The sequence below is a fragment of the Pseudoalteromonas sp. A3 genome (assembly GCF_025942345.1).
In the GTDB taxonomy this organism is placed as follows: Bacteria; Pseudomonadota; Gammaproteobacteria; order Enterobacterales; family Alteromonadaceae; genus Pseudoalteromonas; species Pseudoalteromonas atlantica.
The window spans coordinates 347,974-372,957 of sequence record NZ_JAPCKL010000002.1; the positions used below are offsets into that span (position 1 = coordinate 347,974).

The following is a 24,984-nucleotide window of genomic DNA, read 5'->3' on the forward strand; positions in this document are numbered from 1 at the left end:
GCGTGTGAATACAGTAAGCGAATTATTTTTACAGCGGGTAGAGCAACATCTACATATTATTTATAAAGATGTTGAACTGCCCTTAAGTATTACAGAGCTGGCTGAGCAGCTTATAACTATAATTTTAGGCGACAGCCCGCTGCGCGACCCTACACCCCATACAAACCGTTGGGACGAGCAAGATATTATACTAATAGCCTATGGCGACTCTATTATTAAGCACGATGAGGGAGATCAAGCTGTTGCAAAACCGGTAGAAGCACCGCTTAAAACCTTGCACCGGTTTATAAAAGAGCAGTGCGATATGCAGCTTAATGCTTTGCATATATTGCCATTTTACCCGTATAGCTCTGATGAAGGCTTTGCGGTAATGAACTACGTGCAAGTAAATGAATCGCTAGGGGATTGGCAAGATATAAAAAATATTGCCAAAGATGTAAAGCTAATGGCAGATTTAGTGATTAATCATTGCTCTAGCCGAAGTGTATGGTTTGAAAACTTTTTAAACGATTTAGACCCCGGCAAAGATTACTTTAAAACGGCAAGTTTAACCGATGATTTATCTAATGTAGTACGCCCGCGTACGTCACCGCTATTAAATACGGTAACCACACCAAGCGGCGAAAAACATGTATGGTGTACGTTTAGCCACGACCAAGTTGATTTTGATTTTGGTAACCCGGAAGTTCTAAAAGAGTTTATAAGTATTATTCGCCATTATTTAGATAACGGCGTACGCTTGTTTAGGCTAGATGCGGTTGCATTTTTATGGAAACAGCTCAATACAAATTGCATTAATTTACCGCAAACGCATGAAGCAGTTAGGCTTATTCGCACCCTAATAGAGCATACTGAGCCAAGCGTTGTCATAATTACCGAAACAAACATACCAAACCAAGAAAACCTCTCTTACTTTGGTAACGCCAACGAAGCCCACAGTATTTATAACTTTGCCTTACCGCCCTTATTACTGCATACATTACTCAGTGGAGATAGCACGGCCATTAAGCACTGGATGATGAGTATGCCGCCTGCGCAAAACGGCACCACATACTTTAACTTTATTGCCTCGCACGATGGCATTGGACTTAGGCCAATAGAAGGCTTGTTACAACCAAGCGAAGTAGCGTCATTGGTGAGTACGTCTATGCAATTTGGTGGGCGTGTATCAATGCGCACCAGTAACGATGGTACGCACACACCGTATGAACTAAATATTGCACTTTTTGATGCATTACAAGGCACGCACAATGGACAAGATAAGTTTGGCCTTGAGCGATTTATGTGTGCACACGCCATTATGTTTGCGCTTGAAGGGATCCCTGGACTTTATATTCATAGCTTGCTTGGCACAACGAACGATTACGAACGCTTTGAAAACTCACAGCATAACCGTGCAATTAACCGTCATCGTTGGCAAGAGTCAAAACTATTATCGGCTTTAGGTGATAAATATAGCCATCATCACAAAGTGTTTAATGGTATTAAGCATTTATTAGGTATTCGAAAAAAACAAAGTGCATTTCATCCTAATGCCACGCAATTTACGCTGCACTTAGCGGGGGGATTATTTGGTTTTTGGCGGCAAAGTATAGACAGGCGCCAAAGTATATTTTGCGTTTATAACATAAGTGATAAACCACAAGTACTTACCCTTGCAGATTTAAACTTAATTAACACCCAGCAGTGGTTTGATTTAGTGGCTAATGAAACAATTACCGAGGATCAACTCACTATAGAGCTAGAGCCTTATCAAAGTGTATGGTTAAGTAATATTAAATAAAGTGCAGTAATACCAATTTGCAAAATAGCTCACTTAACTTAAGCGCATTGGTATAAAAAGGCTCGCAGTGCGAGCCTTTAACTTAATTAATAAACGTTGTTACTAATTATAAGCTGTAGCTTAAGTTAATGTAGCCAAAGCGGCCAATGTTATCGTAACTTGCGCTGTTTTCGCCTGTCCCGCGTGTACCGTACGGAAGTTTACGGTTAAATAAGTTATCAACACCTACTTTAACGCCTAAGCCGCTATCGAAGTTGTAACCCACTGTCATATCGGTAATAAAGTATTTACCGTAAGACATTTGGTTACTTGGGTTCGAGTTACTCGCAAGCTCTACATTTGTGTATAAATCAACTTCGCTGATAAAGCGTGTTTCAACCGTTGAATAAAAGTTATCCATTGCATAGCTAACCGATAGGTTAGTTTGCCATTTCGCTTCGCCGGTTGTACCTGCGTACTCAATATATGAACTAGGATCATCCTGGAACGGGTAATCTTTACGTTCAATTAAGTAAGTACCAATTAAACGTGTTTTAAAGCTACCTTCTGGCGCATCAAAGTCATAGCCTAGTTCAAAATCAACACCAGACGCCTTTTGACCAGCTACGTTAAGCACTGAGTTTTGAATCAGCGAAATTTCACCACTGGCATTACGTGTAATTAAATTACAGTACTGATTGTCTATACCTGTTGTGCTATCAACACAGCGGTCAAGAATTTCTTGCGCGTCGATTGTGTCAATTGCATCTTCTAGATCAATTTCCCAGTAATCTATAGTAAGCACAGCGTTTTCTAAAAACTCTGGTTGATAAACAATACCTACCGTTGTACTTGTAGACTCTTCACCTTTAACATCACGGTTACCGCTTGTTAAGCCATCTAAAGAGGCTGAGTCGTAACCTGAATTAAAGTCACTTGCAACACCTAATGCAGCACAGTTTGCAGTGCGTGTTGCTGCATTTGATAAATTAGCTATGTTTTCAGCGCGGCACGGGTCTTCTACATTGTAGAAAGTTTGGCTTGCTGCACCAAATACTTCACTTATGTTAGGCGCACGAAGTGCTGCAGATTGCGTTACACGCACACGTAGTTCATCGTTAACAGTCCAATCAAGGCCTAGTTTCCAGCTAGTTGCTTCGCCAATTGTGCTGTAATCAGCATGACGTACTGCGGTATCAAATACTAAATCTTGAATAAGCGGTAAGTCAGTTAAAATAGGCATAGTTGCTTCAAAAAATACTTCACGCACATTAAACGAGCCTTTATCTTCGCCTAAAGCGTTAAAAAATGTACCTTCTGCGTTATCTGGCTCTTTTGTTTCGCTTTCTTCTTTACGGTATTCAGCACCAAACGCAACACCTACATAACCTGCTGGTAATTCAAAAATAGCGCCATTGGCAAGTGAACCAGAAACCACGGTTTGCTTAATAGTTGACGTACCTACAGATACCGTATTTATGTAATCAATCGCTTGTTGAGATGGTGCGCCAAAACCCATAATGTTAACCGGTACACAGCCATCAGCTTGTGCTGCAGCGCTGCGACATACGATGTTGCCACCTGCATCTTCAACGGCATCAAGGGCATTAAAGTAGTTGGCTAAAATCATATTAGCGCCATTTTCGCGCTCTAAGTCAGTTTGACCATACACAACTGATGTATCTAATTCCCAGTCTTCAAACACAGTCCCTTTTAAGCCTGTAACAAAACGGGTTGTTTCACGGGTATTATTTTCAACGCGGCGGCCAAGGTCACTCATCATGCGGTTTATCATGATTGAATCAACGCCTTCCTCTTGCATACGCGCTTTGATATCTGGGTCTAGGTAAGGGTTATCAATTTTAATGCTGTTGTCGCTGTCAAAAAAGAAAAACGCAGGTTGACCTATGCTTTCGCCTTGGCTGTTTGCGTATTTTGCATCAAAGTAGACGTTTAAATCGTCGGTAACATCGTAGTTAACTTTAAAGTTTACGTTGTAACGCTCAAACTCAGGTTGTATTTCTTCAAATTGGCCTAGGTTAAAAAAGTCACATTCTGCACATGAATATGGATCTGCGTTATTGCCTATGTATAAGTCACGAGCACTGCTATCCGGGTTAAAGCTATTAATAAATTTACTTGAATCTTCAAGTGCATAAACACCTGCATCATTGATGGCGAAATAACCCGCATTAGGTGTTAAAATATCATCAGGAAAGTCAGCACTATTTTTGTTCTCATCCGTTTGGGCTTGGTTAGGTAAGCTGCTAAAAGATGTGCTAGTCCAAGGGTGGTCAAGTGCATTTAATGAATCTTGGCCTGAGTACTCAATAGCAAAAGCGGCATTACCACGGTCGTTATCAAAATTAGAGCCGTACGAGAACGTAGCTTTTTCGTTGTTGTAGCTGTTTAAATCGGCAAAACCACGGGTAACGCTAAAATCCATACCTTCAATGTTGTCTTTTAAAATAAAGTTGACAACACCTGTAACCGCATCAGCACCGTATACAGCTGATGCACCACCAGTAATGATTTCTACTCGCTCAACCCAGACGCTCGGAATAGTATTTGTATCAACAGCTTGAGAGCCCGCTGAGCTAGATACGTGGCGCTTACCGTTTACAAGTACTAAGGTACGGTCGGTACCCATGTTACGTAAATCAAGAATGTTTAAACCAGCAGTACCAATAAAGCGGCCTGAGTTAGCCATTGAATATGTATTGCCAAGTGCTGGTAAGTTGTTTAGTGCTTCACCAATGTTTACAGCGCCAGTATTAATTAGCTGCTCGCCGCTTATAACTGTTACTGGTGCCGGTGCAATAGCGCCTTCACGTAAAATACGCGAACCCGTTACTTCAACGCGTTCAATTTTTGTCGCTTGCTCATCTTGTGCAAGTACAGAATTACTCGCTGTTGCAGCAGCAGTAATTAATGCACATTTAATGCTAGTAGAAAGTAAATTATGACGTTTCATGTGTTTCCCAAAGGAGATTTTATAATAATTAAATACATTATCTTTTAGCTAAATACACAGTGCATTTAGCCTAAGCCCTATAACTTTTGTTATAGGGCCGGCGATTATTGCATGCGTATTATTTTATTAAAAGCAACTAAAATAAGCCTAAATCACTAACATGAAATAAGTTACAGGTGAGCTGTTGTTAAATTAACAATAAAGCGAGGTAATGTTAGGAGTTTAAGCTTTATGGATGTTTACGGTTTGTTTGTTAATTGCTGTCAATTAATTTACATTGGAATTGTATTGGTAATATTAAAGAGTTTATTTTGAGCACCTTGATTTGATAATGGCTTAAATATAACCATTGAGTGTATTTTAACCTTTAAATGAGGTGCTCTAATTATAGGCGGATTTGTAAGGTTTATGTGTTTAATTTAACTTGTTAAATGAGTCAACTTTTGAGAAATAGTAAGAATAAAAATTAAATTTGAAAATTTTTCACTATAAAACTTGCCGTATCACAATTTTTGTAAAGCCCCTTTACAGTTACCTAGCTTCCTATGCGCCTTGAGTTACTTTATTACGTAAACTTGATACACTTATACTGTTTTTTATAAATAGGTTTTACCATGAAGTTTTTAGTTTTAATTTTTACTTTTTTATTTAGTACTGCGGCCATTTCAGAGCAAGAAGTTGATCTCGAAGTTAATATGAAAAATACTGGCCTTGCTTATAAAAATGCGGTGCAAGCAGTAGGTATAGGTGGCTTTAATACCGCCATAGATAAGTTTATTACTTTGGTTGAAACCAGTAAAAAAGCGACCTTTCATAAAGAAGCACAAATGTCGCTACAAGGGCTAGATAAAGTTATTGCGCAAGCAAAGTTGGCAAAAAAATTAGCGAATGAGCGCGGGCTTGATGCAGCAAAGCCTGCCCTTAAAAATATAGATGATTTACGCAAGAAGTATCATGAGTTGCACGAGCCTCCGGGTTTTTTTGACTTATTGTTTGGTAATTAACCTAAGCTTTTTTGTAAATTAATATCGAGCAGTTATTTCAGCGCTACCTACGCTAACTTTTTCGCAGTAGCGCATTATTGATGCGCAGATTTGTGATGTTTTAATAAAATGTATAGCTGCAGATTAAGTAGTTTGAATGCTCATTTTTCAATATTTTAGTAAAGCTCTTATCTAGGGTGCAGATTAATTAAGGAATAGTAATGGAAATTTCAGTGTCATTGTTAGAGGGTCAAAAACAAAGTGCAAAATTTGGCGACCTTGAAGTAATAAGCGATCAAAGTATTAATGCTGGTGGCGGTGCCGAACACCCAGAACCGTTTGACTACTTCTTAGTAAGCATGGTGCTATGTGCTGGGTTTTATGCACGTAAATTTTGTGAGCAACGCGATATCTCTACACAAGGGATGACGCTTACGCAAAATAATGAAAACGTAGATGAAGAAGGTAAAAAATTATTTTCTATCGAAATTAATTTACCAGATGGCTTTCCTCAAAAATATAAAAAAGCACTTATTGCTGCGGTTAATACGTGTACTGTTAAAAAAGTGATTCAGGCCCAACCTGAGTTTTCTGTAGTTGTTAAATAAAAAATACGGGTAAACATGGTTCGTTTACCCGTATACTTCACGGAATTAGTGTTATTTTTTCTTCATTCCTTGTACTGCTTTAAAACGTGGATTGTCTTTACATATTACATAAACACGTCCTTTTCGCTTCACTATTTGACATCCTGGTCGTTGCTTAGCGCTTTTAAGCGAGCTTAATACTTTCATTACTCACCTTTTTTGGCAGTAGATAAGTTTTTAAAGCGACGGTTAAACTGCGCGACACGGCCGTCACCAGCCACTGTTTTTTGCTTACCAGTATAAAATGGGTGCGAGTCGCTAGACACATCAATAGGCACATACGGATACGTTTTCCCTTCAAGCTCAATAGTGCGGTCTGTTTTAATGGTTGAGCCAATAATGAAGTAGCTATCGGCAGCTGTATCGTGAAAAGCAACCACGTTGTAATCTGGATGGATATTAGGTTTCATAATACGCCTCAGGTTGTTATGTGATAATATAACTATAGGTTATCGCGTTTACGGCATGTGTGCAAATGATTTTTACTCTCATTTACTGACGTTTTTGCTGGCTAATTGCGCAAACAATTCAAAAAATAACCACTTAAACCAAAAATACTGGCTATTAGTTTTTAGGCTGTTATAACTATATAAAAAGTGTTAACAAGAAAATTTTTACGGTTTAGAGGTAAGCTATGAGCGACGCAGCACAACAAGAACAAATAGACCAAGGGGTGATGGAAACCCTTAGAGAGCGCGATCACACAGTCTTATCTGAGCAAATTAATCCAATAGACTGTACACACAACGATATTATTGAGCTATTAGCACAATATATGGCGTTAAGTGAGCAAGATAACGACGAACTATTTGACGATTGGTTTGATAATCTAAATAAAGAACAGCACACTGTTTTAAAAGTGTTTGAGGTATACCGCGGCCAATACGAACACCAAAATTAATACTTAGGCGCCGGTTAAACATTCACTTAGCTGCGCCTTATTAATTAACCACCAACCTGAGCTTTTGATAATAAAATCATCTCAAGCTGCTAATTTGTTTTGTTTTACATAAAATTTTTAGCTAGCGAAAGCAAACTTAAATATTATAACCACAGCTCAGATTAATGAATGCAATTATAATCAGAGTGTTAAGGCGTTTTCATACAGTTTTTGTCTGCATAGGGCGGGGCTAAACTGACATCAGGGTTCCAAATTCTACCCCACACTTTACTTAGGCTACTTAAATTTGAGCGCTGATTTAGTTTTTCAAAGTTGCTTACCTGCACTCCTTTGTTAGTTTTTTCGCCAACTGCAAAATTAAATACGTAATAACACTCCATCCCCATACGTAAGTCAGCTAAAACAATTTTATTTTGCTGCTCTTTCACGCTATAAAAACCTTTAGTAAACCACTGCAAACGTTTTATGCCCCATTCATTTTTAATATCGTTTAGCAAAGCGGGGCTTGTGTTATAGCGGTTTATTGTAACCTCTTCAGAGGAGTCAAATACCGAGGCATAACTTATGTAATATTGCCCATCAGACATCGCAACAACTCGCCATAGCAAGGTCGTAAGTGGGGCGGGGGTGCTTACATAGTTATTAATGTGTATGTGTTTATGTGCAAACGCGGCGTCTATTTTATTGTTAATTATTACTTTTAAAATAAGAGAGCTACATAAATAAAGGCTACTGAGCACAAGCATAGCGGCGTTAATTTTATAAATGCGCGGTGTATGTATTTTAGGTATTAAAGTGCACAGAAAGGCCAACAATAACGGCAGGGTGTACAGGGGATCGATTATAAATATATTTGAAATAGCAAAAGGGTGCTCGCTAAGCGGCCAGATTAATTGCGTACCATATACTGTAAAGCTATCGAGTAATGCATGGGTCGATAAACATAAAAATACCAGCCAAAACCAGCGGGCTTTATGTATTTGCATACCGGAGTGTATTTTTAAAATAAGCCAAACAATAAGGGGACTAATTAATAAGTGCACAATAAACGAATGGCTAAAACCGCGATGATAAGTAAATGCCTCCACTGGCCCGCCATAAGGAATAAAAACATCTAAGTCGGGTAAAGTACCTAAAGCAGCACCCCATAAAGCTGCTTTTCGGCCAATTTTATTACCTAATACGGCGTAACCTACTGCGCTACCTAAAACTACCTGCGTTAACGAGTCCATTTTATTCCTTTTTATTTAGGGAGTTAGTTATACTGCCCTTGGGCTTAAAACCAATCCACAATAATACTTAATCATATTGCGGGGCTAAACGTGTCGCTACCTGCGTTAAAAAATTTTAATTTACGACTGCATGGATGCAGAAGGTAGAGCAATGCAGGAGCAATTGCTGAGAACAACGAAATAGCCAATTTTTTGCCTAGCTATCAACACGTTTTCCCAGCCTCAATATAGATTACTTAATTAAGCGTTTGGTATAAAAACGTCACTTACAATTTCAGCAGTGGTTTTATAAAGTCTAAAAAGGCCATTATACGCGACGATACAGCACTGTTTTTGTAATACACCGCTTGCACAATTTCGCGGTTGTTTGGCGTGCTAATACTCCCTGGCAGTATTTCTATTAGCTTGCCTGACTTTAAATCACCACCAATCATAAAGTGCGAAAGCAGCGCCACCCCTTGGTTTGCCAAGCATAGCTGGCGTACAGTCTCGCCGCTACTGGCGGTTAAGCCAAAATTTAAAGCTGTGGGCGATTTTAGCGGCCAGTTATTAAGTTTGGGCGAGTCGGTAAAACCAATGAGTTTATGCTGGTTTAAGTCGCTGGTGTGCGAAATAGTCGGTGTATGTTTAAGGTAACTAGGGCTTGCAACTAAATGCAATTTACTTACGCCGAGCTTTTTTGCATGTAGGTTGGAGTCTTTTAACTCGCCTATACGAATTGCTAAGTCGGTTTTATGTTCGAGCAAGTCAATAATGCTGTCGTGGGAGGTTATATCAAGCGTAATGTGGGGGTATTGCTTATTAAATTCAGCAATTAAAGGTACCAATTGGTGTAGTACAAAGGGGCTGGCTGCATCAATACGTAATTTTCCACTAGGGGCTTGTTTTAAAAGCTTTATTGCTTCTTCGCCGGTTTGTAAAGTGTTTAAGCCATCGCGAACATATTTAATAAAGGTATGGCCCTCTTCGGTTAGTTCTAATCGGCGAGTGGTCCTATTTAGTAATGTACATTGTAACGTGTTTTCAAGGCGAGACACGGCCCGCGACACTTTTGCTACTTGCTGATCAAGCAAATTAGCTGCTGCTGAAAAACTTCCGCTATCTACTACCGTTAAAAACATTTCTAAGTCTTCGGTTTTTGCATGCTGAGCCATACGTGAGCACCTTACTTTTGCATTAATTACAAAAGTATTTTGTCACTAATGCTATTTTTTGCAAACACATTTTTAGTCAAACTGTAAGTCTTAACTAATAATGAGGATTTAATTATGCCATTGGCTTTGTGGGCGCTCACCTTAAGCGCATTTGCAATAGGAACAACCGAGTTCGTAATAGTGGGATTAGTGCCTACTATTGCAAACGATTTAGGCGTAAGCCTACCTTCAGCTGGTTTGCTAGTTAGTTTATATGCAGTAGGGGTTGCCATTGGTGCACCAGTACTGACCGCACTAACTGGGCGTTGGAACCGTAAAATTGTACTAATAAGCTTAATGGGCTTATTTGTTTTAGGTAACTTACTTGCATGGCAAGCGCCTAGTTACGAAACATTAATACTAGCGCGTATTTTAACAGGCTTGGCTCACGGGGTGTTTTTCTCAATTGGCTCAATGATTGCCACAAGCTTAGTAAGTAAAGATAAAGAAGCCAGTGCTATTGCTATTATGTTTACCGGACTTACTGTAGCGCTAGTGACGGGTGTGCCACTAGGCACTTGGATTGGCCAACACTTTGGCTGGCGAGCAACGTTTTTAGTGGTGTCGGTACTGGGTTTAATCGCTTTAATTGGCAGCGCTATTTTAGTACCAAAAAACTTAAAACAGTCTATTCCGGCAACGTTTAAAGAGCAGCTTCAGGTTATTGTTAAGCCGCGCTTATTACTCGTATATTTAATGACAATTTTAGGTTACGGCGGCACGTTCACTGCGTTTACTTACTTAGCACCTATTTTAGAGCAAGAAACAGGTTTTGCTCCTTCAGCGATTGGTTTAATCATGCTGGTTTACGGTGTATCGGTAGCCATTGGTAATATTTGGGGCGGAAAACTGGCTGATAAACGTGGCCCAATTAGCGCACTGAGTATTATATTTAGCGCGCTGACAATTATTTTATTGGCTTTTACTTTTACGATGGAGTCAAAAGTAGCGGCCGTACTGACTATTCTAGTTTGGGGTGCATTTGCGTTTGGTAACGTACCAGGCTTACAGCTTTATGTCGTAAAACAGGCGCAAAAGCACACTCCTAATGCGGTAGATGTCGCATCGGGCTTAAACATAGCAGCGTTTAATATTGGTATCGCACTGGGCTCAATTATTGGTGGCAGTGTAGTAGAGAGCATGTCACTTCAAGATACCGCTTGGATTGGCGCAGCAATTTGTGCTCTAGCATTAGTAGTAACTCGTTACAGTGGCATGCTTGATAAGCGAGAAGTGAAACAAGCATAAAGTATTCTGCTAAGGTTGAAACTTAAATTTATGACCTCATTACCTGTATTGAGGTCATAATTTTTAGGTGACAACACAAAAGAAGTAAAAGGTGTATTTCGTAAAACTTTAAACAGTTTGTATTTTTAACCGATTATTTTATAAGGACAGAGCCATGACACAACGTGTAATAGAAATGCCAGATTTAGGCATGGGAACATTCCGTTTAGAAGGCGATACCGCCTACAACTCAGTAAAAATGGCGTTAGAAGTGGGGTTTCGTCATATTGATACTGCGCAAATTTATGGTAACGAAGAGCAAGTAGGCCAAGCCATAAAAGATAGTAATATTCCGCGCAGCGAAATATTTTTAACCACCAAAGTGTGGAACAACAAACTTAACAAAACTGACTTTATTGCCAGCGTTGAAAAGTCACTTGAGAAATTACAAGTAGACTCTGTCGATCTACTGCTTATTCATTGGCCTGCGCCTTCAAATGATGAGCCAATGAGTGAGTACCTAACGGAGCTTTTAAAAGCTAAGCAGCTTGGTTTAACAAAACATATTGGCGTATCTAATTTTACTATTGCCAACTTAAACGAAGCAATGCAAACACTTGATTCGCGTGAAATATTTACTAACCAAGTTGAGGTACATCCGTATTTAACCAATACTAAGCTACGCGCTTTTTGTGCCCAACACGATATTCACGTTACAGCGTATATGCCATTTGTAGTTGGTAAAGTACTCAAAGATCAAACTATTATTGATATTGCGAATAAGCATGAGGCATCACCAGCGCAAGTAGTTATTGCATGGATTAATGCCAACGGCATGACCACTATTCCATCGTCAACTAAGCGTAAAAACTTAGAAGATAACTTTAATGACCATGTTAAATTAGACGCTGAAGACATTGCTCGTATTGACGGACTTGATTGTGGCGACCGCCAAGCAACGCCTGATTTTGCGCCGCAGTGGGATCAGTAATAAAATACGCAAAACAACATTAGGTGTAGCAAAGCTGCACCTTTATTTTTTTAAAAGGACTCCTTATGTTAACGGTAATTGCCACTATAGCGAGCAAAAATATCGACGCAGAGGTTGTTTTAACTGCGCTCGAAAATCTGCAAAAGTATTCACGTCAAGAAGTGGGTTGTTTGCGTTACGAGTTGTCGGTTAAACGAGACTCAGACAATACCGAGTACCTTGTAAGTGAGCAGTGGGCGTCGCAAGAACACTTTGAAGCTCATAAACAAGAGCCTCACTACAAAGCATTTGGTACCCAAGTTACCGGGCTTGTAACAAGCAGTAATATTGATGTGTACAACACCATCGGCTAGTAAAAAGCACTCTTAATATTGGTTAATGAGTAAAATACAGTGGCGGCGTAAGCATACATCGCCATTTGCGTTACTTAGTCTTTTAAATACCCACCTCGTATTAAAGCCTCAGCCATTTGATTTAATCGATAAATCGTACTTTAAAATAAGTGCATCTATGTAACGGGCACGTAATGTGTGTTGTTTTTCGTGATCGGCGCCGTGGCCTAATGCTTTATTGAGTAATTTCATCGCGGGGTGAAGCTGCGTACGCTCTTGTTGATTTAAACTTCCTTTAGTGCGCAATTCAGTAATATCGTCTACCAGCAAGCGGCCTATATCCACACATACTATTTCGTCAATTAAACCGTTTTGTGTCAGTACGCCGTATTTGCTGCATAAAAACTGTTGCCACACTTGCTGTAAATGCTCGTCTATTTCGCAGCCAAATAATTCTTCATTAAAACTAAAACCTTGCTGGGCAAGTTTACTCAGGCTTGCCGTGTACTGCTGCGCAAAGTAATTAAAGGCATTACTAGAGGATTCAATTTTTTGTTTTATTAGCCCTTGCCCCCAATTTACACAGCCGCGCGGGTAATAGTCATCGTACTCTTCACATTCATACAAACCAGAGTACGAGCTGCAACTTAATTGGCTTTTTATACAATAACTTGGTTTAGGAAAAATACTTTGCTGCTGCCATGTATCTAGTTGCTCGGCATCAATATTTAAAGCATGGCAAAGCTCATCGGTGTTATAAAAATGAGTGGCTAAGTAGTCAGATAAACGCATAATGGCTCGCTTAAAATTAAAAATACAAACACTGTTCAAATGTACAGTGTTTGTATTTTGTATTATCAAACTAAATAACACAAGCCATTTTACGTTTAATATTCGCTTAGGCCTGCAAAAATGCGTGCAAGTATGTTACAAATAGCGCAAGTTTTATAAATAATGAATTTTTATGCGCACCCTAGAACAAATTAAACAAGCAAGCTTAATTACCGCCATTAAAACTCCATACTTAGCCAATGGTGAAATAGATTTAGCAAAGTACGATGAACTCGTTGAAATACAAATTGCAGCGGGGGTAGATGGCATTGTGGTTGGTGGTACAACCGGCGAAGGCCAGCTAATGAACTGGGAAGAGCATTTAATGCTTATCGCGCACAGTGCAAATAAATATGGCGATAAGCTGGTGATTGTAGGGAATACGGGTAGCAATAATACCCGCGAAGCTATTAAAGCCACTAAGTATGGCTTTGCAAGTGGTATGCATGCCGCGCTGCAAATTAACCCATATTATGGCCGCACTTCTATTGCTGGTGTTAACGAGCACTTTAAACGTGTACTGGATATTGGCCCTGCGTTTATTTACAACGTAGCAGGGCGCACAGGGCAAGATTTAACCCCTGATATTATTGAGCCATTAGCAAAACACCCTAATTTAATTGGTGTAAAAGAATGTGGTGGTAACGAGCGTATTGCTCATTACGAACAGCAAGGCATTGCGTGTTGGTCAGGTAACGATGACGAAGCACACGATGCACGTCACACACACAATGCACACGGTGTTATATCGGTCACATCTAATCTTATACCAGGGTTGTTCCGCCAGTTAATGGATACTAAAAATGATGCGTTAAATACCTCATTACAACCTTTAATGAACTGGCTATTCTGCGAGCCAAACCCGATTGCAATAAACACCGCAATGATGATGACAGGCGCGGTAAATCCCGTATTTAGATTACCGTATGTGCCACTGAGCGATGAGCAACAAGCACAAGGCGAGGCCTTAATAAACGAGCTTAACGTTGATGATATTGTGGGCAATAAAGCTAAGTGTATAAAACAAAGTGATATTGCTTTGCTTTCTTAGGTTATATGAGCCAGCGCTGAACAGTTAGTAAGTGCTGGCATTTATTTAATGAATATTTTACTTTTATTGCTAATATCGGTAAAATTCTCGCCCCCTTACTTACTAAATAACGTTTATTTGTGAAATTTGTTGTTGAACAACTCGCTACATGGATTAAGCCTGAACAGCGACAAAGCCCCTCTGAAAATTGGTACGACTCATCACCAATTACATTAAGTTGGGTACCTGCAATGCAGCGCAGAAGAATGACACCATTTGTAAAAATGGTTTTACATACTGCGCACCAGGTTACAAATGATAAAGGGTATGAAAACATGCCTGTTATTTTTTCATCACGCCATGGCGATTTCCATAAAACAGCTAATTTATTAGGAGAGCTTGGTGAGAAACAACCTCTATCTCCGACAGGCTTTGGTTTAAGTGTGCACAACGCTGCGATTGGTATGTATAGCATTATTAGCGGTAACACCCAACCTATGAACGCTATCGCAGCGGGTAAGGATAGCTTTGCTTGCGCTTTGATTGAAGCATATATAAAGTTGGTTGAGTATAAACAACCACATATATTACTTGTGCATACAGATGAGTCACTCCCAGAGCCGTACACAACATTTGTTGATGAGGCACAAATAACACATTCTATTGCGTTAGTTATACGTTTAGCTACAGAAAAAGAAGCTCATTTTAGTTTAACTAAACAAGCCACTAACAATAGCGAACAAACAACTACTCCTTTAAGTTTAGAGCTTGCTAAAGCAATGTTTAACAAACAAAGCGCCAGTGCTAATGGTTGGTTGTTAACACACTATGCTTAATACAATAATAAGAGTAATAGGCCTTGTTTGGCGCATTATAGCCACTGGCCTTTGTTTTAGTGTATTTGGTTTAGGTGGGCTATTTTTAGCCTTACTACTATTCCCCGTTCAACGTTTATTTCAACGCTGTCCTGTAAAGCAAAAAGAAAATGCGCGTACGGTAGTGCATTATAGCTTTAAATTTTTTGTCGCTTTAATGCATCACACTGGCGCTATCCGTTTTCATATTAAAGATAAAGCCCATTTAGCTAATTTGAGAGGCGAGCTTGTTTTGGCTAATCACCCATCACTTATTGATGTTGTGGTACTTATATCGGTTATTAAAAATGTTGATTGCGTTGTAAAAGCACACCTTTTTACAAACCCTTTTATGCGTGGTGTGATAAAAAGTACAGGTTATATAAGCAATGAAGACCCGCAAGAATTATTAAAAGAATGCGAGCAAACACTAAAAAGAGGGAATAACTTAATTGTTTTTCCTGAGGGAACACGTTCAGTACCTCATAATTCGCTTAAATTTAAAAGAGGGGCTGCAAATATAGCCCTTAGATGTCATGCCCCTATAACCACCGTATTGATTAAAATGAAACCTAATACGTTAACTAAAGGGACGCCTTGGTACAAAGTAGCCCCATACCAAGCGCATTTTTCTATGCAACTAGCACCACATTCTTTCAAAAGCGATATTATTTATACAAGCGACGTACCTGCAATACAGTCCCGCCAGCTTACGAAAGGCTTACAACAATACTTTACAAAAGAGCTTAGCTATATATGAGTGAATTAAAACAACAAATTAAACAATTGATTATTTCGAGCCTAGATCTTGAAGATATGACCACTGCCGATATAAAAGACGACGAGCCTTTATTTGTAGATGGTTTAGGGCTAGATAGCATTGATGCGCTAGAGCTCGGGCTTGCTATCAAAAAAGAATTTGACGTAAAAATTGATGCAAATTCAGAACAAACTAAAGCGCATTTTGCGAGTGTTAACTCTTTAGCGCAATTTATAGAACAATCACGTACTTAATTAACACACACTAGGAATAATAATGAAAACCGCTGCTGAAATTTATGATGTATTACACGGCATTTTAGAAAATGAATTTGAAATAGATGCTGAAGATATCTCTTTAGAAGCTAACCTGTACGAAGATTTAGACTTAGACAGTATTGACGCTGTAGATTTAGTTGTTAAGTTACGTGAAATTACAGGTAAGAAAATTGAGCCTGACGCATTTAAACAAGTTCGCACTGTGCAAGATGTTGTATCTGAAATAGAAAAGCTCGTTAAATAAGCATGTTTAAGGCATTTTTAACAGCGTTAATAATGATTTTTTTAACCTGTTACCCTTTCATTGTTTATATAGGGCTGACACGTTTCAACAGTTATTTACTCACTATGATTTTATTAACACTGTTAATAATAAGGCTTTGGTTAAGCAAGCCTTTATTAGCTAAAATGCCATGGATAAAGCCAGCCTCATTACTTGGAATTTTAGCTATTGGCTTATCTAAAACGATGGGCAGTGATTTTGGTATTCGGCTTTATCCGGTTATTGTAAATACTGTTATGTTTTTTGTTTTTGCTTACTCGCTTTATAAAGGTCCAAGTATCATAGAAACGTTTGCGCGTATCACTGAGCCAAAGCTTGATAAAAGAGCCATTTCGTACACTAAAAATGTAACTAAAATATGGTGCGTTTTTTTTGTTTTTAACGCCAGTATAGCGTTATACACTAGTGTGTTTACAGCTCTTGATGTGTGGGCATTTTATAACGGTTTTATTGCATACATTATTATGGGTGTTTTATTTGCAGTAGAGTGGTTAGTAAGGAAAAAAGTAAAAAGGAATGCAGGTGTTTAATACTTTAGATAACGCAAGCATAAATATTCGATTTAATCATAATGGCTCAGCGTTATCTGAGCGTCAATTTGTTAATGATATTAATCAAGTTTTGGCTAAAATTCCGCAATCGCCTACTAAAGCATCGGCAGTGCTTTTCAACAGTAGTAGCTATGATTTTGCTGTAAACCTTTTTGCATTGGCGCATAAAGGCTGGACTATAATTTTACCGCCTAATGGTCAAAGCGAAACACTCAATGCGCTTTTAGAGCAAACCCCTTACTATTTGGGCGATAGTGATTTAGTCGAACATGCGACTACGCCATTTGAAAATATTGGTAATTTAACAACGACACCTAACTACACACCGTTCAATAAAATTGCTTGGCCGAGTGAAGGTAACCTTGTTTTTTATACTTCTGGCTCTTCAGGTCAAGCTAAGCCTATTTTTAAATCGTGGCGAGTGCTTAATAAAGAGATAAAAACGCTCAACAGTACGTTTGCTTTAAAACGTAACCCTGTATTTATTGCCAGTGTTTCGCATCAGCATATTTACGGTTTGTTATTTAGAGTGTTATGGCCGCTTAGCAATAACCACATAATTGATACAGACTTGCTTAACTACCCCGAGCATATTGCTACTAAACTTAAAACAATTACACAGGCCGTGTTTATATCCAGTCCGGCACAGCTAAAGCGGCTGCATCAAGATAACGTTTTAATAGAAGAAAAGTCACATTTACAGTGGATTTTCTCATCCGGTGGGCCGCTTCAAAATGAAGACGCTGTCACTTTAAATAAACAGCTAAATAAACCCATTACTCAAGTATTTGGCAGCACCGAAACTGGCGGAATTGCATATCGTCAGGTTGTGTCTTTAGAGAACGTTAGTCATTGGCAGCCATTTTTAGGGATCACATTACACAGTACCTCTGAACAACGATTAGTGTTGAATTCGCCTTTAGTTGAGCAAACAAACTATTTATTAGATGACCGAGGTACATTATTTCAAAATGGCCAATTTGAATTACTAGGTCGTTTTGACCGTATTATAAAGCTTGAAGAAAAACGCTTAAGCCTTGACGAACTAGAGCTACATTTATGCAAAAGTGAGTGGGTACAGGAAGCTAAAGTAATAACGCTAAATGGGAAACGTTTAGTATTAGGCGCTGTTATAGTGCTTACACATAAAGGACGAGCATATTTAAACGCCAATGGAAAGTTAGCGACTAATACGCTTTTAAAAACACATACATTGAATCGTTTTGAAGGGATCTGCACGCCTAAAAAATGGCGTTTTCTAAATCAATTACCCTACAACACGCAAGCTAAAATAAATTTAAAAGTATTGGAGTCTCTTTTTGTCAAAGTTGATTAACACAAAGCCTGAACTTGTTAACTGTGTATCGTCAACACAGAATCATTGCCTAACGCTTTTTATACCGCCAAGTTTAGATTATTTTAAAGGTCACTTTAGTCAAGGCCCTATTTTAGCAGGTGTAGTGCAGCTCGATTGGGCCGTAAATGCCGTGCGAAAATACTTTAATGTTAAACGTGAAGTAAAAGATATTGAAGTGCTTAAGTTTCAGGTTGTTATTACCCCTGGTCTAACAATTAAATTAACTGTAGAAGAAAAGCCTGGCGGTAAGTATGGCTTTTCGTATCAATCAGATAAAGGCCAACACGCCTCAGGGCGTATAGTGTTTAAAAGTGATACAGATGAATAATTTTTGTATTGTTATACCTAATTTTAATCATGTAAGTGTTATAGATGAAGTACTTGCAACGTTAACTGAGTATACGCTGCCAATAATAATGGTTGATGATGCCAGTAGTGTGCAGGCTAAATCTCTTTTTGCTACTCTTGAGAAAAAATATGCCCACCTCACTCTTATATCGCATGAGCAAAATGAAGGCAAAGGCGGTGCGGTACAAACAGGATTGCGCTGCGCGTATGAGCAAGGTTATAGCCATGCAATACAAGTAGATGCAGATGGGCAACATAATTTATCAGATATCAAAAAGTTGATTGAGCTTTCAAACACACACCCACAGGCATTAATTAGTTGTTGCCCAGTGTATGATGAATCGGTTCCTAAGCACCGTTACTTAGCCCGTTATTTGACCCATGTGTGGGTATGGATAGAAACGCTCAGCTTTAAAATTGTGGACTCAATGTGTGGTTTTAGAGTCTACCCTTTAAATGTGACTAATAAGCTTATAAGTGAGGTTAATCTCGGTAAGCGTATGGACTTTGATCCAGAAATACTGGTTAGGTTATATTGGCGCAACGTTCCATTTGTTTTTTTACCAAGCCAGGTTATTTACCCAGAAAATGGCTTGTCACACTTCCAGCCACTCCAAGATAATGTGCGTATTTCGTGGTTACATACGCGTTTATTTTTTGGCATGCTGCTTCGTTCACCTGTCTTACTATGGCATAAATATAAGAGACGTTATGGCCGTTAAACATTGGTCTAAAATGCAAGAGCGAGGTAACTTTTTAGGTATACAAATATTACTATTTGCCCATAAAGTACTTGGCCGTAAAGGGTTGTGGGTTATTTTATTCCCGGTTGTTTGCTATTTGTTTATTACCGGTAAAGTTGCACGCGCGGCTTCTAAGCAGTTTTTAGTCCAAGTTAATAATTACAATAATGTTGAGCGTAAAGTAACTTTTAAACAACAGCTTATGCATTTTTGTAGTTTTGCCGATAGCGCCCTTGATAAAATTGATGGTTGGCTCGGTCGAATTTCAAAAAAGGATATCCAATATACTAATGAACAGCTGTTTATTGATTTAAATGAGCAACAGCAAGGGGCCATTTTTATTGGCTCTCACTTGGGTAACCTTGAGGTATGTAGAGCACTGAGCCAGCATCGCAGCAGTAAAAAAATTAATGTGCTTGTATTTACTCATCACGCTGTTGAATTTAATAAAATGCTTAAAAAAGTTAACCCCGCGGTGTCGGTTAACTTAATTCAAGTGAGCGATATGGGGCCTGATCTAGCTATTTTATTAAAAGATAAAGTAGAGCAGGGTGAAATAGTCGTTATTGTTGGTGATAGAACAAGCGCTACAACGGGTGAGCGATCAACACGTGTTGAGTTTTTAGGTAAGCCAGCATCTTTTTCTCAAGGGCCTTTTATATTAGCTGCATTATTAGATTGCCCCGTTTACTTTTTATTTTGCTTAAAAGATAAAAAAACAAAAAAGTATCATGTGATTTTTGAACATTATAGCCAAACATTAAAAATACCCCGCTCACAAAGGCAAGGTCTATTAACCACTGTAATTACAGATTTTTCTGCACGTTTAGGCTTTTATGCCGCGCGGTATCCTTATCAGTGGTTTAATTTTTATGATTTTTGGCAAAACGATCAGCAAGTAGAACGCAGCAATGCAAAGGAGAAGTAGAGTGTCAGCTCAGGAAGTACAGCTTTTTGGAAACCAACAACTTTCTATTGAAGATATTGTTAATATTGCACATCAAAATACTCAGGTGCAATTAAGTGGCTGCGAGCAATTTAGCGCAAAGATTGATAGCGCGCTTAGCTTTTTAGACTCTCTACTCAAAGAAGATGGTGTGATTTATGGGGTAACTACAGGCTATGGTGACTCAGTCACGGTTCCTGTACCACTTAACTTAGTTGATGAGCTACCATTACATTTAACGCGCTTTCATGGTTGTGGACTAGGCGATGTGTTTAATAAAGTACAAGGGCGTGCAATTTTAGCTACGCGCTTAGCATCACTTTCACAAGGCTATTCTGGCGTAAGCTGGGAAATGCTTAATCTTCTCAAAGACTATTTAAACCTTGATATAGTACCTGTTATTCCTCAAGAAGGCTCGGTAGGCGCTAGCGGTGATTTAACCCCACTGTCGTATGTAGCAGGTGCTATGGTTGGTGAACGTGATGTTTTTTACAAAGATAAAATACTTAACAGCGCGCAGGTAATGCAAGCGGCTGGTTTAAAGCCTTTAACGCTTCGCCCAAAAGAGGGGCTTGCAGTTATGAATGGTACAGCTGTGATGACCGCACTGGCTTGTTTAGCGTTTGATAGAGCTAATTATTTAGCAAAACTTGCAAGTAGGATTACTGCATTGTCTAGCCTTGCTCTCAAAGGTAATAGTCATCATTTTGATGAAATTTTATTCTCTGTTAAGCCTCATCCTGGGCAGCAACAAGTTGCTAAATGGATACGAGATGATTTAAACCATCATGACCACCCTCGTAACGCTGATAGACTGCAAGATAGGTACTCTATTCGCTGTGCACCGCATGTTATTGGTGTATTGCAAGATAGTTTGCCATTTTTCAGGCAGATGATAGAAAACGAGCTTAATTCTGCAAACGATAACCCTATTATTGATGGCGAGGGTGAGCATGTACTTCATGGTGGCCATTTTTATGGCGGCCACATTGCAATGGCAATGGATAGTATGAAAACGGCGATTGCAAATCTGGCAGATTTAGCTGACAGGCAAATCGCTTCATTGGTCGATAGTAAATTTAATAATGGATTACCATCAAATTTATCAGACAGTGAGGCTGAACGTCGTTACATAAATCATGGCTTTAAAGCCGTGCAAATAGGCGCCAGTGCTTATACTGCTGAAGCACTTAAGTTAACGATGCCTGCAAGTGTATTTTCTCGCTCTACTGAGTGCCATAATCAAGATAAAGTAAGTATGGGGACTATTGCCTCACGTGATTGTTTGCGTATTTTACAGCTTACAGAGCAGGTTATTGCAAGTACGTTACTAGCAAGTATTCAAGGGGTGAGGCTGCGTATTAAACAAGGCGAACTCGAATTTTCAAGTTTAACTGCAGATATGCAAGCGATGTATACTGACATAACTCATTATTTCGAAAACCTAACTGAAGATAGGCCAATGGAAGCGGTACTTAGACAAACCATTAGTTATATTCAAGAAAAACGTTGGGCTTTATATGAATAGTAAAGGCGCTTTGCTAACTCATGAAGTGGAAATTGAAATTCCATTTCATGACTGCGATCCGATGAATGTTGTATGGCATGGTAATTACCCTCGCTACTTAGAGGTGGCTCGCTGTGAGTTACTGCGATTATTTGATTACGACTATCCTCAAATGATGGAGTCGGGTTATGCGTGGCCAATAGTGGATATGCAAATTAAGTACGTGGCATCCGCCATATTTACCCAAAAAATTAAAGTGACCGCGCATTTAAAAGAGTTCGAAAACCGATTAAAAATTGATTATGTAATTACAGATGCCATAACGAATAAGCGTATTACTAAAGCGACTACTACTCAAGTTGCTGTTGAGATATCGACTAAAGAAATGCAGTTTGCCTCACCAGCGGTGATAGTTGATAAGCTTGCAAAAGTACTTAGCTAATATTGGATGATACTATGAATTATTTAAAAAATTGTGTGTTTGTAAGTTGTCTTTATTTTGTTTTTTTTAGTGCCAGTTTATTAGCTGCTACGACAGTTTCGGGTGAATTTAAGCAATTAAAGTATTTTGCCGGCTTCTCTAAACCATTCATCTCTAAAGGGGAGTTTACACTTGAAGGGGAAAAGCTGCTTTGGTATGTAAAAACACCAGTGCAAAGTACATTACTAATCGAGAATGGCCAAGTATTTGTGAAAAATAAAGAGGGTGAACTTACTCCTCAGCCTGGCAGCGAGCAGTTTGTAGGCTTATTAACTGACTTACTCGCATTAGATATGAAAGCCTTATATGCACGGTTTGATGTAACAAATCAAACAGGCTGTTTATTATTAAAGCCAAAAGATACGCTATTAAAACAGCTGTTTAGCCATTTTATTCTTTGTGAAAATAACCAGCGTGTACAAAGTATAACCTTAAATGAGCACTCGGGTAGCAACACAGTAATAGAGTTTTCTTATGCAAATACACCTAATAATTAATAAGTGTAAGTAACCTTCGGAAAAGTGATGTGATTAAACGTATTAGTGTACTTATTACATGGTTTGGTTTTTTAGCTGTTTTACTTTGTGCTGCTTTGTATATCACTAAGCCTGTATTAAATGCTGATATGTTTAGTTTATTACCAAAATCACATTCTCAATTGGCGTACGGCGAAGAGGTCTTTTTTAAAAAAAATGCAAACCGTATTATGTTTTCATTTACTGGTGATGGTAAAAACTTAGCACATGACGAGCTTAAATCATGGCTGTTAAAACGTGATATAAAAAATAGCTTTGAACTGCCAAGCATTGAGCAGTTATCTTCAGTGTTCTCTGCGTATCAACATGCGCTGCTCAGCGAAAATTATAAAAATAGTATGGTTGATAAAGCACAGTTTGAGTCATTTTACCTTACTCAATTAAATCAATTAGGAAACCCTTTTGTAAGTGCCACACTAAAAGCCGATATTAGTTTAAGTCTTGCTGCATTTATAGGTGATAATTTAAAACAAAGTCAGTTATTCTCTTTAAGAAATGAGCGGTTAACGCGCCGTTTAAAGCATACTGATTATGCTGTTATATTGGCTACCATTCCTAACAATAGCCTCCCAATTGATGAGTCTATTAAGCTTGCGAACAGCATTAAAAATAAGCTTGAAAGTTTAAATGATACGTACCCACAGACCACTATTCGCTATTCAGGTGCTCTTTTTCATACAGCTGAAAACGCTCAGCAAGCTAAGTATGAAATGAGCTTATTTGGTGGCCTTAGTGTAATCGCATTACTTTTAATGGTGTTTTGGGTATTTAGGCAAGTCAGTAGCATTTTACTTGCAAGCTTAACCGTACTTAGTGCACTGGCTGGTGGTGCTACGGCCATGGTATTTGTGTTTAATTCGATTCATTTATTAACACTGGTTTTTGCTGTAACCCTAATTGGTATAGCTATTGATTATGCATTTCATGCGATGACTGATTTAGCGTATGGCAACAGTTTTTACCAAAGTAGTGGGTTAAGTAAAGGCACAAAAACAGCTTTGCTTTTATCTTTTATTACAACAGGCCTCGGCTATAGCTGTTTATTAGGTGCGCCAATTTCACTTTTATCGCAAGTAGCAGTGTTTGTAATTGCTGGGCTTGCGAGCGCCTGGTTATTCACATTAATTATATTACCTATCTGGCAATCTAAGCTTGTACTCTCTGAGCGAAGTTTGATTAAAAGTCAGCAGTTATTAGGTTTAATGGTGCGCTTTAACCGTTGTAAGCAATCGGTTTTACTCGTATTGGGGCTGGTGTTAATGTTTTTGTTTTACCTTAAACCGGTTTCATTTAACAACGATGTACGTTTACTAAATGCAAGCCCACAGCAACTAATACTTAATGAGCAAAAGCATTTAACTTTATTGGGACAGTTAGATGCCCACATTGTATTTTTATTTGCATCAAATGCTGAACAACTACTGCAAAAGCAAGAGCAACTAATAGATGATTTAAAGCGTATTAACCCACATCTTAAACACAATGCTATTAAGCGTTGGTTACCTAGTAAGCGCACGCAAAAAAATAATTTAGCGCTCTTTAACGGAGCTGTTAAAAACGATGTGTTAATTATCACTGAAAAATATACAGGGATAAAAGTTGAGTCAGCTAACACAGAACTTTTGAGTTACGACGCTTTAGCAAATAGTCATTTTTCAGCACTTTTAAATGCACAAATGTTTGTTGAGCCTAATAAGGCTGTTACTTGGTTTTCTGTATCGGGAATATCCACGCACGCGTTAACTTCTAGCGTTAATGCTTATGAAGATGCGTTTATATATAACAAGCCTGAGCAAATCAGTAGCCTACTTGAAAACTACAGCCAGTATTTATTGCTTACATTGGGCGTGGCCATTGTTATTTGCTTTGTTTTATTTAGCTATAAATTTGGCCTTCGGATTGGCACTGTGCAGGTGATAACATTAAGTGCCAGCCTATTGACTATGCTTTGGGTATGTAATGCAGCGCAAGGAAGTATCTCAATTTTTAATCTGCTAGGTGGCTTACTCATTATTGGCCTAGCCATAGATTATTTAGTGTTTTACCAAATTAACAACTTAACGGCGGTAAATGTATTGGCCATTAGCTTGTCGGCCGCCTCTTCGATGTGTGTGTTTGGTATGCTCGCCTTTTCAGATACCCCCGCCATTTTTAGTTTTGGCCTTACTGTTATGGTAGGGATTTTAGCCGTATATATTTTATCTCCGTTAAGTGTATTAAAGTCTCAAAAGGAATAA

The 24,984-nt window shown here is 38.7% G+C and carries 27 protein-coding genes; 21 read left to right on the forward strand and 6 right to left on the reverse strand.

Annotation, left to right across the window (positions count from 1 at the left end; translation table 11 throughout):
* Positions 1-4: 4 nt before the first annotated feature.
* Positions 5-1,783: a sugar phosphorylase gene (locus OIZ54_RS04610; protein WP_004586493.1), complete on the forward strand. Its 1,779-nt coding sequence runs from the start codon at positions 5-7 to the stop codon at positions 1,781-1,783.
* Between the two features lie 106 nt (positions 1,784-1,889).
* On the opposite strand, the gene OIZ54_RS04615 is transcribed toward OIZ54_RS04610, so the two are convergent.
* Positions 1,890-4,736, reverse strand: coding sequence for a TonB-dependent receptor domain-containing protein (locus OIZ54_RS04615; protein WP_264389849.1), 2,847 nt, complete (start codon positions 4,734-4,736; stop codon positions 1,890-1,892).
* 614 nt (positions 4,737-5,350) lie between these two features.
* Between OIZ54_RS04615 and OIZ54_RS04620 the strand changes: the two genes are divergently transcribed.
* Together OIZ54_RS04620 and OIZ54_RS04625 are read left to right on the forward strand one after the other, a co-directional pair.
* Entirely contained in the window at positions 5,351-5,740 is a 390-nt protein-coding gene (locus tag OIZ54_RS04620) for a cytochrome b562 (protein WP_264389850.1), read from the forward strand.
* A gap of 200 nt (positions 5,741-5,940) precedes the next feature.
* Positions 5,941-6,327: an OsmC family protein gene (locus OIZ54_RS04625; protein WP_004586490.1), complete on the forward strand. Its 387-nt coding sequence runs from the start codon at positions 5,941-5,943 to the stop codon at positions 6,325-6,327.
* A gap of 51 nt (positions 6,328-6,378) precedes the next feature.
* Here OIZ54_RS04625 and ykgO read toward each other — a convergent pair whose 3' ends face one another.
* Both ykgO and OIZ54_RS04635 read right to left on the reverse strand, forming a co-directional pair.
* Positions 6,379-6,513 (reverse strand): type B 50S ribosomal protein L36, encoded by a 135-nt coding sequence (gene ykgO, locus OIZ54_RS04630; protein WP_264389851.1) that lies wholly within the window; start codon positions 6,511-6,513, stop codon positions 6,379-6,381.
* Positions 6,513-6,776: a type B 50S ribosomal protein L31 gene (locus OIZ54_RS04635; protein WP_264389852.1), complete on the reverse strand. Its 264-nt coding sequence runs from the start codon at positions 6,774-6,776 to the stop codon at positions 6,513-6,515. The genes ykgO and OIZ54_RS04635 overlap by 1 nt, the downstream gene beginning before the upstream one ends.
* Before the next feature lie 224 nt (positions 6,777-7,000).
* Between OIZ54_RS04635 and OIZ54_RS04640 the strand changes: the two genes are divergently transcribed.
* On the forward strand, positions 7,001-7,267 hold the full coding sequence (locus OIZ54_RS04640) for a hypothetical protein (protein WP_024031803.1): 267 nt from the start codon (positions 7,001-7,003) through the stop codon (positions 7,265-7,267).
* A 188-nt stretch (positions 7,268-7,455) separates the two neighbouring features.
* Here OIZ54_RS04640 and OIZ54_RS04645 read toward each other — a convergent pair whose 3' ends face one another.
* Positions 7,456-8,499, reverse strand: a complete 1,044-nt coding sequence (locus OIZ54_RS04645) for a metal-dependent hydrolase (protein ID WP_264389853.1) — start codon at positions 8,497-8,499, stop codon at positions 7,456-7,458.
* 266 nt (positions 8,500-8,765) lie between these two features.
* On the reverse strand, positions 8,766-9,653 hold the full coding sequence (locus OIZ54_RS04650) for a LysR family transcriptional regulator (protein ID WP_264389854.1): 888 nt from the start codon (positions 9,651-9,653) through the stop codon (positions 8,766-8,768).
* 114 nt (positions 9,654-9,767) lie between these two features.
* Between OIZ54_RS04650 and OIZ54_RS04655 the strand changes: the two genes are divergently transcribed.
* From OIZ54_RS04655 to OIZ54_RS04665, 3 genes are all read left to right on the forward strand, one after another.
* The gene (locus OIZ54_RS04655) at positions 9,768-10,940 is read left to right on the forward strand and encodes an MFS transporter (RefSeq protein WP_264389855.1); all 1,173 of its coding nucleotides are present in this window, start codon (positions 9,768-9,770) and stop codon (positions 10,938-10,940) included.
* A 154-nt stretch (positions 10,941-11,094) separates the two neighbouring features.
* Positions 11,095-11,910, forward strand: coding sequence for a 2,5-didehydrogluconate reductase DkgB (gene dkgB, locus OIZ54_RS04660; protein WP_004586484.1), 816 nt, complete (start codon positions 11,095-11,097; stop codon positions 11,908-11,910).
* Between the two features lie 65 nt (positions 11,911-11,975).
* Positions 11,976-12,263 carry a putative quinol monooxygenase gene (locus OIZ54_RS04665; protein ID WP_004586483.1) on the forward strand — a complete coding sequence of 96 codons (288 nt, stop codon included), beginning with the start codon at positions 11,976-11,978 and terminating at the stop codon, positions 12,261-12,263.
* Positions 12,264-12,371: 108 nt separating this feature from the next.
* Here the strand turns inward: OIZ54_RS04665 and OIZ54_RS04670 are convergent, their stop codons facing one another.
* Entirely contained in the window at positions 12,372-13,034 is a 663-nt protein-coding gene (locus OIZ54_RS04670) for a DUF6058 family natural product biosynthesis protein (protein ID WP_264389856.1), read from the reverse strand.
* 172 nt (positions 13,035-13,206) lie between these two features.
* Here OIZ54_RS04670 and dapA point away from each other — a divergent pair, with 172 nt between their 5' ends.
* From dapA to OIZ54_RS04740, 14 genes are all read left to right on the forward strand, one after another.
* Positions 13,207-14,124 (forward strand): 4-hydroxy-tetrahydrodipicolinate synthase, encoded by a 918-nt coding sequence (gene dapA, locus OIZ54_RS04675; RefSeq protein WP_004586481.1) that lies wholly within the window; start codon positions 13,207-13,209, stop codon positions 14,122-14,124.
* 119 nt (positions 14,125-14,243) lie between these two features.
* Positions 14,244-14,939 carry a beta-ketoacyl synthase chain length factor gene (locus tag OIZ54_RS04680; protein WP_095206597.1) on the forward strand — a complete coding sequence of 232 codons (696 nt, stop codon included), beginning with the start codon at positions 14,244-14,246 and terminating at the stop codon, positions 14,937-14,939.
* Complete coding sequence (locus OIZ54_RS04685; RefSeq protein WP_264389857.1) at positions 14,932-15,717, forward strand: lysophospholipid acyltransferase family protein; 786 nt, start codon at positions 14,932-14,934, stop codon at positions 15,715-15,717. Before OIZ54_RS04680 ends, OIZ54_RS04685 begins: the two co-directional genes overlap by 8 nt.
* Positions 15,714-15,971, forward strand: coding sequence for a phosphopantetheine-binding protein (locus OIZ54_RS04690; RefSeq protein WP_004586478.1), 258 nt, complete (start codon positions 15,714-15,716; stop codon positions 15,969-15,971). The genes OIZ54_RS04685 and OIZ54_RS04690 overlap by 4 nt, the downstream gene beginning before the upstream one ends.
* A 22-nt stretch (positions 15,972-15,993) precedes the next feature.
* Positions 15,994-16,239, forward strand: coding sequence for an acyl carrier protein (locus OIZ54_RS04695; protein ID WP_004586477.1), 246 nt, complete (start codon positions 15,994-15,996; stop codon positions 16,237-16,239).
* 104 nt (positions 16,240-16,343) lie between these two features.
* Positions 16,344-16,808 carry a hypothetical protein gene (locus OIZ54_RS04700; protein ID WP_264389858.1) on the forward strand — a complete coding sequence of 155 codons (465 nt, stop codon included), beginning with the start codon at positions 16,344-16,346 and terminating at the stop codon, positions 16,806-16,808.
* Positions 16,795-18,165: an AMP-binding protein gene (locus tag OIZ54_RS04705; protein ID WP_264389859.1), complete on the forward strand. Its 1,371-nt coding sequence runs from the start codon at positions 16,795-16,797 to the stop codon at positions 18,163-18,165. Before OIZ54_RS04700 ends, OIZ54_RS04705 begins: the two co-directional genes overlap by 14 nt.
* Positions 18,149-18,514, forward strand: coding sequence for a thioester dehydrase (locus tag OIZ54_RS04710; RefSeq protein ID WP_264389860.1), 366 nt, complete (start codon positions 18,149-18,151; stop codon positions 18,512-18,514). The genes OIZ54_RS04705 and OIZ54_RS04710 overlap by 17 nt, the downstream gene beginning before the upstream one ends.
* Entirely contained in the window at positions 18,507-19,256 is a 750-nt protein-coding gene (locus OIZ54_RS04715; RefSeq protein ID WP_004586473.1) for a glycosyltransferase family 2 protein, read from the forward strand. The genes OIZ54_RS04710 and OIZ54_RS04715 overlap by 8 nt, the downstream gene beginning before the upstream one ends.
* A complete protein-coding gene (locus tag OIZ54_RS04720; protein WP_264389861.1) occupies positions 19,246-20,205 on the forward strand; it encodes an acyltransferase in 960 nt (319 codons plus the stop codon). Before OIZ54_RS04715 ends, OIZ54_RS04720 begins: the two co-directional genes overlap by 11 nt.
* Positions 20,189-21,751, forward strand: a complete 1,563-nt coding sequence (locus tag OIZ54_RS04725) for an HAL/PAL/TAL family ammonia-lyase (RefSeq protein ID WP_413680439.1) — start codon at positions 20,189-20,191, stop codon at positions 21,749-21,751. The genes OIZ54_RS04720 and OIZ54_RS04725 overlap by 17 nt, the downstream gene beginning before the upstream one ends.
* Entirely contained in the window at positions 21,744-22,172 is a 429-nt protein-coding gene (locus OIZ54_RS04730; protein ID WP_064387201.1) for an acyl-CoA thioesterase, read from the forward strand. The genes OIZ54_RS04725 and OIZ54_RS04730 overlap by 8 nt, the downstream gene beginning before the upstream one ends.
* Before the next feature lie 14 nt (positions 22,173-22,186).
* Complete coding sequence (locus tag OIZ54_RS04735; RefSeq protein ID WP_264389863.1) at positions 22,187-22,708, forward strand: outer membrane lipoprotein carrier protein LolA; 522 nt, start codon at positions 22,187-22,189, stop codon at positions 22,706-22,708.
* A gap of 29 nt (positions 22,709-22,737) precedes the next feature.
* The gene (locus OIZ54_RS04740; protein ID WP_264389864.1) at positions 22,738-24,984 is read left to right on the forward strand and encodes a transporter; all 2,247 of its coding nucleotides are present in this window, start codon (positions 22,738-22,740) and stop codon (positions 24,982-24,984) included.